Source organism: Mycobacterium sp., assembly GCF_035499775.1.
Taxonomy (GTDB): Bacteria; Actinomycetota; Actinomycetes; order Mycobacteriales; family Mycobacteriaceae; genus Mycobacterium.
In genome coordinates this window covers 1-15,470 of record NZ_DATJYB010000620.1, presented here as the reverse complement: position 1 = coordinate 15,470, position 15,470 = coordinate 1, and the positions used below count along the sequence as shown (strand labels likewise).

The 15,470-nt window shown below is 70.1% G+C and carries 13 protein-coding genes; 12 read left to right on the top strand and 1 reads right to left on the bottom strand.

Annotated features, from left to right (window positions below; all coding sequences use genetic code 11):
• Positions 1 to 219 precede the first annotated feature (219 nt).
• The 11 genes from VML93_RS37225 to eccA all read left to right on the top strand — a co-directional run bounded on the left by VML93_RS37225 (position 220) and on the right by eccA (position 13,680).
• Positions 220 to 2,079: a serine/threonine-protein kinase PknD gene (locus VML93_RS37225; RefSeq protein ID WP_325618685.1), complete on the top strand. Its 1,860-nt coding sequence runs from the start codon at positions 220 to 222 to the stop codon at positions 2,077 to 2,079.
• A 107-nt stretch (positions 2,080 to 2,186) separates the two neighbouring features.
• Complete coding sequence (locus VML93_RS37220) at positions 2,187 to 2,483, top strand: PE family protein (protein ID WP_414686547.1); 297 nt, start codon at positions 2,187 to 2,189, stop codon at positions 2,481 to 2,483.
• Between the two features lie 12 nt (positions 2,484 to 2,495).
• Complete coding sequence (locus VML93_RS37215; RefSeq protein WP_325618683.1) at positions 2,496 to 3,677, top strand: PPE family protein; 1,182 nt, start codon at positions 2,496 to 2,498, stop codon at positions 3,675 to 3,677.
• Positions 3,678 to 3,814: 137 nt separating this feature from the next.
• A complete protein-coding gene (locus VML93_RS37210; protein ID WP_325618681.1) occupies positions 3,815 to 4,111 on the top strand; it encodes a WXG100 family type VII secretion target in 297 nt (98 codons plus the stop codon).
• 30 nt (positions 4,112 to 4,141) lie between these two features.
• Positions 4,142 to 4,426 carry a WXG100 family type VII secretion target gene (locus tag VML93_RS37205; protein ID WP_325618679.1) on the top strand — a complete coding sequence of 95 codons (285 nt, stop codon included), beginning with the start codon at positions 4,142 to 4,144 and terminating at the stop codon, positions 4,424 to 4,426.
• A 69-nt stretch (positions 4,427 to 4,495) separates the two neighbouring features.
• Positions 4,496 to 5,410, top strand: a complete 915-nt coding sequence (locus tag VML93_RS37200) for an ESX secretion-associated protein EspG (protein WP_325618677.1) — start codon at positions 4,496 to 4,498, stop codon at positions 5,408 to 5,410.
• A 140-nt stretch (positions 5,411 to 5,550) separates the two neighbouring features.
• Entirely contained in the window at positions 5,551 to 7,062 is a 1,512-nt protein-coding gene (locus VML93_RS37195) for a MinD/ParA family protein (protein WP_325618675.1), read from the top strand.
• A complete protein-coding gene (gene eccD, locus VML93_RS37190; protein ID WP_325618673.1) occupies positions 7,059 to 8,567 on the top strand; it encodes a type VII secretion integral membrane protein EccD in 1,509 nt (502 codons plus the stop codon). The genes VML93_RS37195 and eccD overlap by 4 nt, the downstream gene beginning before the upstream one ends.
• A 42-nt stretch (positions 8,568 to 8,609) precedes the next feature.
• On the top strand, positions 8,610 to 10,247 hold the full coding sequence (gene mycP / locus VML93_RS37185; RefSeq protein ID WP_325618671.1) for a type VII secretion-associated serine protease mycosin: 1,638 nt from the start codon (positions 8,610 to 8,612) through the stop codon (positions 10,245 to 10,247).
• Positions 10,247 to 11,830, top strand: coding sequence for a type VII secretion protein EccE (gene eccE / locus VML93_RS37180; RefSeq protein WP_325618669.1), 1,584 nt, complete (start codon positions 10,247 to 10,249; stop codon positions 11,828 to 11,830). The genes mycP and eccE overlap by 1 nt, the downstream gene beginning before the upstream one ends.
• The gene (gene eccA, locus VML93_RS37175) at positions 11,830 to 13,680 is read left to right on the top strand and encodes a type VII secretion AAA-ATPase EccA (RefSeq protein ID WP_325618667.1); all 1,851 of its coding nucleotides are present in this window, start codon (positions 11,830 to 11,832) and stop codon (positions 13,678 to 13,680) included. The genes eccE and eccA overlap by 1 nt, the downstream gene beginning before the upstream one ends.
• An 18-nt stretch (positions 13,681 to 13,698) precedes the next feature.
• Here eccA and VML93_RS37170 read toward each other — a convergent pair whose 3' ends face one another.
• Positions 13,699 to 15,264, bottom strand: a complete 1,566-nt coding sequence (locus VML93_RS37170) for a hypothetical protein (RefSeq protein ID WP_325618665.1) — start codon at positions 15,262 to 15,264, stop codon at positions 13,699 to 13,701.
• A 22-nt stretch (positions 15,265 to 15,286) separates the two neighbouring features.
• Here VML93_RS37170 and VML93_RS37165 point away from each other — a divergent pair.
• Positions 15,287 to 15,470: hypothetical protein (locus VML93_RS37165; RefSeq protein ID WP_325618663.1), on the top strand; the 184-nt coding region annotated here is incomplete at its 3' end.

Below are 15,470 nucleotides of genomic sequence, written 5' to 3'. Positions count from 1 at the left end.
GCTGATCTGCGCCAGCCAACCCACCGACTCCGCGGTCGGGGTCCGCTGCGTACACAGCTGCTCCAGCCACTCGAACCCATCACCACCCCCCGCCTGCGGGTCCGGCTCCGGCTCAGATGTTTCTTCGAACATACATTCGATTATGCCACGGGTGTCCGACACCCACGCGGGCTAGGCGTTTCGAGAGTGCGGTCGACGAGGGGGACTTAAGCTGCGGGGGTGGCGACGGAGGGAACCCCTTTTGGGCGCTATCGGCTGATCGAGGTGCTGGGCCGCGGTGGCATGGGCGAGGTGTGGCGGGCCTACGACACGGTGATCGAACGACCGGTGGCGTTGAAGGTGTTGCCGGCCAGCTATGCCGATGACCCCGTCGCTCGCGAGCGTTTCGAGCGTGAGGCCCGCAAGGCTGCGGGTTTGAATCAGCGCAATGTGATCGCCGTCCACGATGTTGGTGAGGTGGACGGGCGGTTGTTCGTCACCATGCCGATCGTCGCGGGCCGGGATCTGCAGAGTGTGCTGCAGAACGGGCCGCTGCCGGCATCGCGTGCGGTGGCCATTATCGAGCAGATTGCCGCCGCGTTAGATGCCGCCCATGCCCGGGGCTTGGTACATCGCGATGTCAAGCCGTCGAACATATTGCTGGAACCGGATGACTTTGCCTATTTGATTGATTTCGGGATTGCCCGCGCGGCGGGGGAGACGGGCCTCACCAACAGCGGGGCCACGGTTGGTACCTGGGCTTATATGGCGCCGGAGCGGTTCCGCACCGGTGCGATCGGGCCGGCTTGTGACACCTATGCATTGACGTGTGTGTTGTATCAGTGCTTGACGGGACGGCTGCCGTTTCCCGGTGAGGTTCTCGAACAGATCGCGGTGGCGCACATGATGGAACCGCCACCGCGACCGTCTGAGCACGATCCGAGGATTCCGGCGGCGATGGATGCGGTGATCGCGACCGGGATGGCCAAAGATCCCGCCGGGCGTTACCCGAGCGCCACGGAGCTGGCAGCCGCTGCTCGCGCCGCGCTGGCCGACCCCACGCCGGTGGCCCCCGAGCCCACGCCGGCGGCACCGGAGCCCGAGCCCACGCCGGCCCCCGAACCCATTACCACGGCGGTCACCCAGCAGGCCACGCCCCTGCCCGCGGTGTCCGCGGGCATCGAGCCTGGGCGTCCGCCACGACGTCGGCGACGTGCACTGATCCTGACCGCGCTGGGGGTGGCAGTCGTGGCGGTGATCGCGACCGTCGCCGCCGTAATGACCCATCACCCCGCCCCGTCCGGCACGCAGAACCGACCCACCTCGTCCGCTGCGCCGCCGCCACCTTTCCGGCCCGTGCTGCCGTTCACCGGCCTCAACGGTGCCGGCGGTATCGCGGTGGATGGCGCCGGCACCGTCTATGTCACCGACTACAAGAACGATCGGGTGTTGCGGCTGGCCGCGGGGGCGGACGCCGCGACCGAGCTGGGCTTCACCAACCTGAAGTTCCCTACGTCCGTGGCGGTGGATCGCGCCGGAGCCGTCTACGTCACCGACTCGGGCAATAATCGGGTGCTGCGGTTGGCGCCGGGAGCTGCCGACGCGACGCAGCTGGCGTTCACCAACCTCAATGGCCCCTCGGGTGTGGCGGTGGATAGCGCCGGCACCGTGTACGTGTCCGACTGGGGCTATCACCGGGTGCTGCGGTTGGCCCCGGGAGCTCCCGCGGCGACGCAGGTCGCGTTGCCTGACCTCGAGGACGTCCCAGGTGTCGCAGTGGATCGTGCCGGAGCCGTCTACGTCACCGACTGGCACAATAACCGCGTGCTGCGGTTGGCAGCGGGAGCTGCCGGCCCGACGGAGCTGGCGTTCACCGGCCTGAACCACCCCTGGGGTGTGGCCGTAGCTGCCGACGGTGCCGTGTACGTCACCGACAACGTCAATAGCCGAGCGTTGCGGTTGGCCCCGGGAGCCAACGCCGCGACCGAACTGGCGTTTACCGGTTTGGCCGGCCCGGAGGGGGTGGCGGTGGACACCGCCGGCACCGTCTACGTCGTCGACTCAGGCAACAATCGGGTGGTCGCGCTGCGACAGCAGTGACGCCTGTGACAGCAACCCCCGGACTCCCGGGTTTTGTGGATTTTCGGTGCGGCAACGGCCCCCGTACCCTCGGTATGCTGGGCAGACACAGATCGAGGAGGGGCATCATGTTTGTTACCGCAAATCCAGGGTCCATAGCGGCAGCGTCAGCAGGCGCCCAGGCGATCGGGTCGGAAATTGCGGCCGGCAACGCCGCAGCCGCTGAGCCGACCAGCGGCGTGCTGCCGCCCGGACTCGACGAGGTGTCGGCGCTGGCGGCAGTGTTTTTCAACACTCACGCCATGATGTACCAGGCCTTTGGCGCGATGCACACCGCGTTCCACGAAATGTTTGCGGCGACGCTGGGTGTCAGCTCCGGCAGCTACGCGGCCACCGAGGTGGCCAACGCCATCGCAGCTACCTGAGGCACGGGCAGCGTGGTTTTTCCGACCTTCGTGCGCCCGCCTGAGATCAACTCGGGGATGATGTGGGGCGGTCCCGGTTCCGGCGCGCTGGCGGCGTCGGCCGCTGCCTGGCAAGAGGTGGCCGCGACGCTGGGTTCCTCTGCCGCTGCATTTTCGGCGGCGCTCGGGGCGTTGACCGCCGGGTCGTGGATGGGCCCCTCGTCGATGACGATGGCGCTCTCGGCCGCACCCTATGTCGTGTGGATGCTCGCGACGGCCGCGCAGTGCGAAGAGGCCGCGGCCGCCGCGGCGCAGGCCGCGATGGTCTTCGAGGCCGCACACGCCGGGGTGGTGCCGCCGCCGGAGATCGCGGAGAACCGCGTGCGGTTGGCGGCGCTGGTGGCCAGCAACGTCTTCAATGTCAACGCTGGACCGATCGCGGCCACCGAGGCGGACTACCAGCGCATGTTCGGCCAGGATGTCACCGCGATGTCGACGTACTCCGTGGCCATGTCCGGATTGACGGCAGCGGTGCCTCCCTTCACGCCGCCGCTGCCCACCACCAACCCGGCGGGGCTGGCCGCCCAAGCGGCCTCGGTGGGCCAGGCCAGCGGGACCAGCGCGGGCAACACCGTGCAGAACATTTCGGGGGCGGCTTCGCAGACGATGCCCGCCGGCATGGACTCAATGTTGAGCATGGGTCCACAGCTGATGGGCGCGATTCCCAGTGTGCTGCAAGGGCTTGCGCAGCCCCTCAGCGGCGGAGGGCTGACCTCGCCGCTGCAGAGTCTGGGCGGGTTCCAGTCGTTGCTGTCGCCGTTCATGAGCGCGTTCGGCAATCCGGGCATGTTCGGTGCGAGCGCGGGCGCGGCCGGGGCGATCCCGGCTGCCATCGGCCCGGCGGCCGGATCGGGCTTGGGCGGTGTCGGCGGCCTGGGCGGTGGCGCGGTGTCGGCCGCGGTCGGCCGCGCGGGCAGCCTCGGTGGCTTGTCGGTGCCCGCAACGTGGGCGGCCAGCTCGCAAACCGGCGGCGCTACCGGCGAGCCCGTGGTGGTCGGCGCGTCGGCGGCGGCGCCCGAGACGGCGGCGCCCAGCACCACCGGAGCGGGCATGGGTGGCGCGGCGCCGATGGCGGCGATGGGCGGCCACCAGGGCGGTGCCGCCAATGGACCGCGGTACGGGACCCCGATTCGGGTCTTGCCGCGCCCGCGTTAACCGCCATAAACCTGGCCACGCCGAAGTGAATTTCGATGGCCGTTGCTCAAGCGGTATCTCCAAATAAAACTCAGAAATGCGGCGCAGCAAATGGTTTGGGCGCCTCGTTTAGTCACTAAGGAGAACCAGGAGAAACCATGACATCACACTTTATGACCGACCCGCATCAAATGCGGGATATGGCTGGGCGATTCCAAGGGCACGCCCAAACCGTGGAGGACGAGGCGCGTCGAATGTGGGCGTCCTCGCAGAACATCGCGGGTGCGGGCTGGAGCGGCACCGCTCAGACGACGTCCCACGACACGATGGAACAGATGAATCAGGCGTTTCGCAACATCGTGAACATGCTGCACGGGGTGCGCGACGGGCTGATCCGCGACGCGAACAACTACGAGCAGCAAGAGCAGGCCTCCCAGCACATCCTCAGCAGCTAACCGCCCGCAGACCTTCGGATTAGGAGCAACATGTCCATCAACTACCACTTCGGCGACGTCGACGCCCACGGCGCCACCATCCGCGCCCAGGCCGCCTCGCTAGAGGCCGAGCATCAGGCCATCGTCCGCGATGTCCTTGCGGCCGGGGACTTTTGGGGCGGCGCCGGCTCGACGGCGTGCCAGGAGTTCATTACCCAGTTGGGCCGCAACTTCCAGGTGATCTACGAGCAGGCAAACGCCCACGGCTCCAAGGTGCAAACCGCGGGCTCCAACATGGCCCAAACCGACAACGCGGTCGGCGGTTCCTGGGTTTAACCTGCCTCTACGGCGGCGGCACCTGCTAGGCGGTGCCGCCGCCGGTGCATCTGATTGGAGGATCCATCGATGAGCATCGACTCGCCGACCCTGGGCGACGTCACGGTCAATCTGGACGGACTGTGGTTGTTGCAGGCGCTGCTGGGGATCCCCAACCTGGCGCCGGAACTCAACGCCGTGCCCTACGGGGCGGGCCCCGACGACTCCTGGCTGGACCAGCACCCCGGGTTGGAGGTGCTGCGCACCGAGGGATTGGTCGATACCGATCGGCAGGTCGCGCCGGCGCTGGCCCAGCGGATGCAGGTGCTGGCGACGCCCGATGTGGAAGTGGCGATGAGGGTCTCGCGCGGCCCGATGGACTGGACGCCGCTGGTCGACCTGGACGACCCGGCGACATGGCTGGCGATCCCCGAGGAACAGTTACGCGTGGTCTTGGCCCGCCGGGACGGCCGATGGGTTTCCGCGGTGCGTGGCGGCGACCAGGTGACGATCAACGACGTCGCCGTCGAGGACGGCGGCGCGGAGTGGCTGCGGTCGGTGGCGCTGGGGATACTCGACGGGCTGCACCCCTGCGAGCCGGCGATCATGACGCCGTTGACGCTGCCGCTGGAGGACATCGCGAAAGCCGCGGCCGAACGCGCAGAGCTGCCTGAGGGCGCGCCGCGCGACGCGCCGCTGCGGGCGATCGGGCTCTCGGGTGCGACGTTGGCGCAGCTGGCCGTCCTGCTGGAGGATCCGCTGATGGACGCGGTGATCTACGCGCGTGCCTACGACGACACCAGGGTCGACTACAGCGCCGCGATGCTGAACCTGCGTGACACCGAGGCGGGCCGGGTGGTCGCGCATCGGATGACCGCGGTGCGCGGGTCGACCCAGGATTGGATGTCGTTCGCGCCGGCCACCGGCCCGGCCGTCGAACAGGCGATCCGGACGGTACTGACCAGCCTGCCCATCGCCCGGTGGGAGTCGCACCGGCGCATGTGATCACAGCGCGCGCGAAATGACTGACTAACTATTTCCTGGGAGTCCTGGATCGCCGTAGTTTAGCGGTAATTGGGGCCTCTAGGATTATCTGACAAGAAGCCTTTCTAAGGCCGACTCGAGGCCGAGACCAGGGAAGATTAATGGACTCAGAATTTATGGCCCGCTATCTGCATGAGCCGCAGCAGGTCAGCGAGCGCGAATCGGGGCAGGGACGCGCTGACAGCGAGCCGGTGGCAGAACCGCAAGCACCGGTACCGCCGGCCCTCGACGAACCCGGCGAGCCGAGCGACGTCATCGAGCCCGACGACGGCAAGACCAAAGAGCTGTCCACGCGCAATCTCGTGTTGCCCGCGCACCAGCCGGGCGCGCCCGGCCCCGCGAACCGTCCGCTGTGGGCGGGCGAGTCCGGACCGCGCACGGCACCGCCGCCTCCGCAGCTGGGCCCCCCGCCGGCCCCGCAGCATCCGGTGGCCCCGCCGCCCGTCGCACCGCCACCGCGTGAGGAGCTGCGGCCCGCGCCCGAGCCGCTGCGGCCGGCACCTGAGCCGCGGCGGCCGAGTTCGGGGCAGCAGCCGCCGCCCCCGAATCACCGGCCCGTCCCGCCGGCACCTGCCGACCGGCCGCGCTGGTCGATGACACCCGAGCGCGCCGCGCCCCCGCCCGGGACCTCGCCGTGGGCGCAGACCGCCGACCCCGAGCGGGCGGCGCACTGGTCGGGCGGCACCAGCCAGCATCTGCGCGTCGACGAGCTGGTCAAGTCCCGTAAGTTGCCGCCGGAAATGGGTTGGCGCAAAACGGTTTACGGGCTGAGCGGGCACACGGTGAACTTGGGTGCCGGGCCGGCCGAGCGCCGCCTGCGCGACCAGATCGCGGCCATCGGCACCAACATCCCGGGCAACTACCAGATCGGGGTGGTGTCGGTCACCGGTGGAATCGGCAAGACCCGCACCACCGCCGGTATCGGCACCGTTTTCGGGCTGTATCGCACCGAGCCGGTGCTGGCGATCGACGCCAACCCCACCTACGGCAACCTGGGGCGACTGATCGACCCCGGCGCCACCGCCTCGATCCGCGATTTTATGGCGGACAGCGATATGACTGCCTACCCGAAGGCGCGCAGCTACACCGGCAAGAACCCGCAGGGTCTCGAGGTGCTGTCCGGCAACCAGAACATGGCCAATCCACTCGCCTTGTCGGCGTCGATGTTCACCGACACGCTCGCGCGGACCCGGCGGTTCTATCAGCTGTCGGTGATCGACTGCGGTCCCGACATCGAACATCCGGTGATGGAGGGCGTGTTCTCGTCGGTGGACGCGCTGGTGATCGTGGGATCGATGAACTACGACGGCGCGATGGCCGCCGAGCAGACCATCGACTGGCTGGCCACCCGCAACGCCCACGAGCTGTTGCGCCGGTCGATGGTGTTGCTCAACGACGTATATCGTTGCGCGAACCCGAAATTCGTTACCGCTGTGCGTAATTCGCTGGGTCCGCGGGTGGGCGATGTCAAGACCGTGCCGTGGGATGCCCACCTGCGCGACGGGGCAGTGCTCGACTTCGACGCGTTGCGCCGGCCTACCCAGCTGGCGTATATCGACGCGGCGGCATGGCTGGCGCAGGGCTTCGCGACCGCGGGGGCGACCGCGCGGTGACCTCCGTCCAGCGTCGCGCCCAGCCAACCACCCAGGCCGAACCGACCGGCCGGCAACTCCGCCGCGTGCTGGTGGGCCTGATCGTCGGCGACACCCAGATCGGGGTGGTCGTCGACGCGGTGGTTCCGGTGGCCATGCAGCTCGCGGCGCTGGTGGATCTGGTCAACACCCGGCTGGGCGAGATCGGGCTGCCGCGGCTGGAGTCTGGCGAGCGCGGCCGCTGGGCGCTGTGCTGGGTGGACGGCACCCCGCTCCGCCCCGGCCGGTCGCTGGCCGAGCAGGGCGTGGTGGACGGCGCGCGGCTGTGGCTGCGGTTCGTCGACGACACCGAGGCGCGCGCACCGGTCATCGAACACGTGACCACCGCGGTGAGCGCGGAGCTGAAGCGGCACTGGCCGGGGGTGGACGCGCTGTGGGCGGCGCGGGTCGGCGCCGCGATGGTCGCCACCGCGACGATGGTGGTGCTGGCCGTGCTGGCTCATTGGCGCTACGACCACGTGGGTTGGCTGACCACCGGGGTCGCCGGCGGGTTGGCCGCCGTGCTGCTGATCGCGGCTCTGCTGGTGGCGCTGAGGTCCCGGCCGGGCTATCCGGCCGACTTGTTGGTCTTGTGCGGGGCCCTGGCGACGGCGCTGGCCGCCGCGGCGGCGGTCCCCGGGCGGGTCGGCGCTCCGCAGCTGGGGATGGGCAGTGCGGTGGTGGTGGCCGCCGCGGTGCTGGTCATCCGCTTCACCGGCCGCCATGTGGCGCTGTGTACGGCCGCGATCGTGCTGGCCACGGCGGCATTGGTCGCAGGGGTGGCCCGCATGCTATTGGTGACCTCGGCAGTGACGTTGTTGACGTGCCTGCTGCTGGTCGCCGTGCTGGGTGTGGACCGCACCCCGGTGCTGGCCCGGTGGGCGGCCGGGATCCGGCTACCGGTGTTCCCGTCGGCGTCCGGGCGCTGGATCTTCGAGACGCGTCCCGATCTGCCCAGCGCGGTCGTCGTCGCCGGCGGCGAGAACCCGGTGATGGAGGGGCCCGAGTCGGTGCGCGACGTGGTGGTGGCCACCGACCGTGCACACAGTTATCTCACCGGGCTGCTGACCGGGTTCTGCGGGCTGCTGGTGATCAGCTGCGTCGGGTTGTGCGATCCGCACGCTGACCGGCGCTGCCTGCCGCTGGTGCTGTCCGGGGTGGTCGCGGCGGCGGTGCTGCTGCAAGGCCGCTCCTACACCGACCGCTGGCAGGCCACCGTGTTGGCGGTCACCTCGGTGACCATCGTCGTCGGAGTGTCGCTGCGCTACGTGATCGGTTTGTGGAGCACCCCGGCGCTGCTGATCGGCTGCGCGGTGATCCTGGCGGTGCCGGCCGCCGGACTGATCGCGGCGGTGGTGGTGCCCCAGCACATCTACACTCCGGTGTTCCGTCAGCTCGTCGAGTGGCTTGGGTACGCCTTGCTGGTTGCGGTGTTCCCACTGGCGTTCTGGCTGATGAACGTCTTCGCGGCGATCCGCTACCGGTAGGGGACGACAGTGGTGGCGCGAACAGCGAAAGTGACGCAAGCGATGGCGGCGACAGCGCTGCTGGCCAGTTCGGCGTTGTGGGCGATGCCCACGGCGGTCGCGATCGAGCCGCCGAAGGTCGACGTCGGTGCGGTCCCTCCGGACGGGCCGCCGTCGCCGCCCGAGACGATGCGCCAGGGCGCCTACTGCACCCGGGTCGGCACCCTGCCCGGCACCGACTACCGGGTGCAGCCGAAGTACATGGACATGCTCAACCTGCCGGAGGCGTGGCGGTTCGGCCGCGGCGCCGGCATCAAGGTCGCGATCATCGACACCGGAGTCAGCCCGCACCCGCGACTGCCCAACCTGGTCGGCGGCGGCGACTACGTCGTGGCCGGCGGCGACGGGCTGTCCGACTGCGACGCGCACGGCACCTGGGTGGCGTCGCTGATCGGGGCGTTTCCGGCCGACGGCAAGACGCCGCTGCCGCCGCCCCTGCAAACCCGACGGCCCGACACGGTGCCCACCGAGGAGAAGCCGCCGCCACCGCCGCCACCGCAGACGGTCACCGTTCAGGTGCCCGCGCCGCCGCCTCCGCCGCCGCCGGAACCGCCGTCGGGCTGGCACGGCGGCGGGCAGACGCACACGATCCGGCCCGCCGGCGGCCACGTTCCGCCGCCCTCGGCGCCCAGCGAACCCACGCCGCCCGCGCCGCCTCCGCCACCGGGGCCGCCGGTGCCGGCCGCCGACGGGTTCTCCGGCGTCGCCCCCGACGTCCAGATCATCTCGATCCGGCAGTCCTCGATGGCGTTCAGTCCCAAGGACGCCTTCGGCGGCGACCAGGACCCGGCCACCCGCCGCAAGGCCGGCGACATCCGGTCGATGGCCCGTGCGATCGTGCACGCGGCCAACATGGGCGCCCAGGTGATCAACCTGTCCGAGGTTTCGTGCATGTCGGCGCTCAACGTCATCGACCAGCGGGACCTGGGCGCGGCGATCCGTTACGCGGCCATCGACCGCAACGTCGTGATCGTGGCCGCCGCCGGCAACAGCTCCAACAACGACTGCAAGCCGAACCCGATTTATAACGCGTTGCGGCCCAACGATCCTCGCGACTGGGCCGGGGTCACGACGGTGGTGACCCCGGCGTGGTTCTCCGACTACGTGCTGACCGTCGGCGCCGTCGACTCCAGCGGTGCCCCGCTGACGCAGCTCAGCATTGCCGGTCCGTGGGTGTCGATCGCCGCGCCCGGCACCGACATGCAAAGCCTGTCCCCGCGCGACGACGGCCTGATCAACGCCTCCGAAGGCCGGGACAACACCATGGTCGCGCCCGCGGGCACCTCGTTCTCGGCGGCGATCGTGTCCGGGGTGGCCGCGCTGGTGCGCGCCAAGTACCCGAACCTGACCAGCCACCAGGTGATCAGTCGGCTGATCCGCACCGCCCGTCCGCCGGCGCGCGGCGTGGACAACCAGATCGGGCACGGCATCGTGGACCCGGTCGCCGCCCTGACTTACGACGTGCCGCCCGGCGAAGCCGCTCCGCCGGAACGGCTTTCGGCCCCGCTGGCGGTCGCCCGGCCGGTGCCGCCGCGCAACATGACCCCGGTGTGGGCGGCGCTGGCCGGAATTGCGGCGGTCGCTGCCGGCAGCGTGGTGACGGTGGGCGCGGCGTCGCTGATGCGGTCCAGGAGCCGGTGATGCGACCGACTTTCGCGCTGGGGTTGGCGTTGGGGTGGCGGCGAGTGGTCGCGGTGTTCGTGGCCGTGGTCGCGGTGCTGTGGGCGGGCACGCTGTGGCACGGCCCCGCGGCGCTGCCGGTGGCCGCGACCGTCGCGGTGCTGGTGGTCGCGCTGGCCGTGCTGACCTGGCGCGGGGCCCCGTTGTTGAGGCTGCTGGGCCGCCGTCGGCGCAAACCGGTCAGCACCGCGGTGGACGCGGCGGATGAGCATCAGCTGCAGTGGACCCAGACGTCGGCGGCGATCCGTTCGGCGGGCTACGACCTGATCGCCGTGGTGGCCGTCGACGGCCCCTCCCACATCCCGTCGGTGCTGGATCATCACCGGGTGCAGTCGGCGGCGACCCTGCCGGTGTCGGTCATCGCCGAGGCGTTGCGCCAGTTCGACGTCGCGCTGAGCGGCATCGACATCCTGAGCGTGGGCCGTCGCCGGGCGTCCAAGGCACACCACCATTACGCGGCCACGTATTCGACGATCGTCGGCGACCATCCGGCCATGGGCCGGCGGCGCACCTGGTGCGTGTTGCGGATGAACAGCCTGGACAACCTGGCCGCGGTGGCGTGCCGCGAGTCGGTGGCGGCCACGCTGGTCGCCTGCGCGCAGCGGTTGGCGGTGGAGCTGTCGGCGCGGCACTGCGCCGCGCGGGTGGTCGACGCCGCCGAACTGGCCGACGTCGACGAGTTGCTGTCCGCCGGCGTGGGCGAGAAAGTCCGCCCGCACTGGGGCGGGGTCAGCCACGAACGCGGGTTTGCCACCTCCTACTGGGTGTCGCCGCGCGACATCAGTACCGCGACGCTGGACCGGCTGTGGGTGCCCGACACCGAGTACACCGCCACGACCATCCAGCTGCGCCCCACGCCCATCGGGCCCGCATCGGTCGGGGTGCTGGTGCGCTACGGCACCGGCGGGCCGCTGCGGGAGCCGCCGATCACCGGGCTCAACCCGCTGTCCGGACGGCACGACCAGGCCTTGCGCGCGGGCCTGGCCGACGCGCCGGAGCCGCCGATCCAGGCGCCGCATCGACCGCTGCAGGCCGGCGAGGACTTGCGCGCCCCGATCGGTGCGTCGGGCGTGATCGTCGGAGCGACCACCGCCGGCCATCCGCTGCTGGTGGATCTGGGGGCGGCCGCCCCGGCGGCGACCGCGACCATCACGGTTGCCGGTGAGCTGGCGCTGCTGGTGCAGCTGGCGCTGCGCGCCGCGGCGACCGGCTATCAGGTGCTGGTCGTTTCGGGACGTCCGGCGCGGTGGCGTCAGGCCACGGCCGCCGGGCTGCGGGTGCTCCCCGAGCTTCCCGAGCAGCTGCCGGACCAGGGGCGTGGGGTGATGGTCGTATATGACCGGGCGCACGGCGCCGGCCCGGCCGCGGCGATCACGATGCGCGCGGTGGCGCCGGGCAGTGCCAGCGTCGCCGATGTGCACGTCGAGCAGGATTCGCCACGCACCGCGGTGGTCCGCACCGCGGACTTCCAGTACCGGGCCCACATCGATGTCAGCGCCGAGCGCAATCTCATCGGTACCCCGCCCGAGGGCAGGGCGGCCTGATGGCCAGCGGTACCTCGGCAGAGGCGGCGCGGGTTGCGTTCAGCCGTGGCCTGCTGGCCTCCGGGGTCAGTGTCAACGGCTTGATGGCCAGCCACAACCAGACCGTGGCCGCCAAGATGTTCGCCGCCGCCACCGAGGCGGATCCGTCGATGTGCGACGCCTGGCTGGCCCGGGTGATCGTCGGCGACGACTCGGTCGAGGTGCTGGCCGCGGCCTGGCGGGCCCGCGAGACGCTGGGCATGGAAATCCGCCGGCTGCAGGTGCTGGCGTCGCAGTTCTCGCCGATGGTGTTCGACGGGCTGTTCTTGCGGCTGGAGATCACCTCCCAGGACTCGCTGGCCATCTGTTATGCGGCGGCGCTGGCGCGGGACGGCCGCTACCGCGAGGCCGACGAGATGCTGGCGCAGGTGCGCCCGACCGACCCGTTCGATCTCGACATGCACACCTACATCAGTGGTCAGCTGTACTTCCGCGGCCAGCGCTGGCCCGACGTGCTGCGCTGCTTTCCCGCCGAGAAGCGCTGGCGCAGACCGGCTTACGGGTGTGCGGCAGCCGCGATGGCGGCCACCGCGCTGGCGTCGCTGGGGGTGTTCGAGGATGCGTACCGGCGCGCGAAGGCCGCCATCGAGGTCGAGCACGTCCCCGCGGCCGCCACGATCGCGCTGTACACGCAGGCGATGTGCCTGCGCCACCTGGGTAAGGAGGAGGACGCCGCCCAGCTGCTGCGCCGGGTGTACTCGCGTGACGCCGGGTTCACGCCGGCGCGCCAGGCCCTCGACGACCCGGGCCGACGACTGGTGATCACCGACCCGGAGACCATCGAGGCCCGCACCGACCCGTGGGACCCGGGCAGCGCGCCCTCGGCGAAGGAGGCCGAGGCCGCCCGCCACGCCGACGAGGCAGCCAACTACCTGGCCGAGGGCGAATCCGAGCTGGAAGCCATGTTGGGCATGGCCGAACCCAAGCGTCAGGTCAAGTTGTTCCGCGCCACCACGCTGGTCAACCAGGCCCGCGCCAAGGTCGGGCTGCCGGTGCCGGTCGCCTCACGGCACACGCTGCTGGTCGGCCCGCCCGGCTGCGGCAAGACCACGGTGGCCCGCGCGCTGACCAAGCAACTGTGCGGGCTGGGGGTGCTGCGCCGGCCCACGGTGATCGAAACCAACAAGTCGCGGCTGGTCGGCAACCACCTGGGCGAGTCGGAGAACAACACCAAGGCGCTGCTGGAGTCGGCGCTGGGGGCCGCGGTGTTCATCGACGAGATGCACAACCTCTACGACCAGGGGTATTCGCACGGCGACCCGTACGGGACGGCCATCATCGAGACCCTGCTGCCGTACATGGAGAACCACCGCGACGAGCTGGTGGTGTTCGGCGCCGGCTACCCCAAGGCGATGGAACGCATGCTGACCGCCAACCAGGGTCTGCGGCGACGGTTTGCCACGACGATCCGGTTCGAGTCCTACACGCCGCCGGAGTTGTGGGAGCTGACCAGGCTGATGGGCGAGCAGAACCAGGACATCATCGCCGACAGTGTCGCCGAGGTGCTGCTGCCGGTGTTCACCCGCTACTACAACGAGAAGTCGGTCACCCCGGAGGGCGACACGATCCGGGGGATCGACTGGCTGGGCAACGGCGGGTTCGTGCGCAACGTGGTGGAACGGGCCCGCGACCACCGCAACAACCGGTTGTTGGACACCGCCGACCTGGAGGCGCTGCTGGCCGCAGACGACGTGAACGTGTCCGATCGGCAGATGCAGGCATTGCGGGAATTGACCGGGGAGGACTTCGCCGAGGGCGTGGCCACCGCGGTCGCCGACGCCCAGCGCGACCGGATGACCGAACCTAAGTAGGGCGAGCGCCGCCGCCCGTCACGTCAAGGCCTCGGCCCGCGCGGTATGCCCTTTGAAGCCAAGCGTTTTCGCCATCTCGCGGTAGCGCTGCGCGAACTCCCGGTATGCCTGCTGGTCGTTGCGTGCGCGGGCCATCAGCGCGCGCAGCCGCAGCAGTGGCAGCTCATACAGCACGAATCCCGGGTCGGCCGGAGAGGCCGCCAGCCTGTCGATGACGTGCTGTGCCTCGCGCAGGTCATTTTCGGTTCCGCGGCGCAGGAGCGATTCCACCAGCACCGCCGACGCCGGCCCCCGGAAGATCGCTTCGCCGCAGTCGAAGACGTGCTCGACCGTTGCCCCGGCGATCTCGATAGCAGCGTCGACGTCTCCGGTATCCGCCTTCCATTCCGCGGTCTGGATGTCGGCCATCGTCACCGTGAGCAGGTCTCCGCGCCGGAACGCGTGTTGACGACCCTTTGCCAGTAGATCGATACCGGCCGCCTTGTCGCCATCGGGCAGACGAATGAGCATGATGCCGTGGCTGACTCGCTTCCACGCCAGCGAAGTGTCATCGCCGGATCGTTCAGCGGCCCGCAGCGCGTCGGCGCTGTTCCGCAACGTCGTCGCATCCGGCGCCATCGCGCCGTTCATCAGGACCATCGTGTAGCCATACGTGGTGACGGCAGCCTGGGTCACGCCCTGCACCTCGCGAGCCATCGCGAGCCCCGTTTGCAGATCGTCGCGCCAGCCCGGCTGTCCCAGGCTGCAACGAGCGAGACCCCGCAGGGTGGTCACCCAGGCCAGCGGTGATTCGAAGAAGAAATTGCCCAGGATGGGGTCGCCGTCGGCCACGTCGATTGCCCGCTGGAACAACGGCAGCGTTCGGGCGACATCACCTGCCTTGAACGTGCCGAAGGTCACCGTGTTGAGCAGCAAGATCAGCGCGGGATCGCCGGTGGACTCGAGCAGGCGAACGTACTCCGGCGCCATCGACTGCAATTCGCGGAGCCGGTCGTTCAGACTCATCGCCACCAGCACTCCCGACGTGCCCATCACCAGCGAGATCTGGTCACCGGCCGCAGTGCAGAGTTCGCGCAGTTCGTCGAAGCAGGTGTCGGCAATACTGGCGCCGCCGGCGCGCCAGGAGTGGCCGCACAGCAGGGCGCGCGGAGCGATGCGCATCGCAGTCCGGTCGGGATCACCACCCGGCAACAGGTCGGCGACCTGGCGGGCCCGCTGCCAACTCGCGTGTGCCGCGCCGATATCGCGGTTGGTTGACCACTCGCCGGCCCGCATATGCCAGCCATAGGCCTCGTGCAGCTCGCCGGCCGACTCGAGATGTTCGGCGATCTGCGCGGCGTTCTCCTCCACCGACCCCGGCGCCCGCTCTTGGATGGCAGTTGCCAGGCGGCGGTGCCATTCGGCGCGGCCGGATTTCAGCTGCGACTCGTAGGCGACCGCGCGGATCAGCGGGTGGCGGAAGGCGTACTCGGCGACCGGGGTGAACTGCACCTGATCGATCAGCTCCGCGCCCAGTAACTGGTCGAACACGGGATCGGTCCCCAGCGCGGCCAGCAGGTCGGCGCCGAAGCGGGCTCCGATCACCGATGCCGCGTTCAGCGTTCGCTTGCAATCGCAGTGCCACCCCGTCGCGGCGCTGCACCTCGGCCGCCAACCGGTCCGCCTCCTGCTGAATAGCCAGCGCCGCAAGACAAGCCCGAAAGGCGTGATCCTCCAACGCAACTGGGGCGCCGAACAACGCCATCACACCATCGCCGTTGTACTCCGCGGTCCCGCCGTAGCGTTGCACC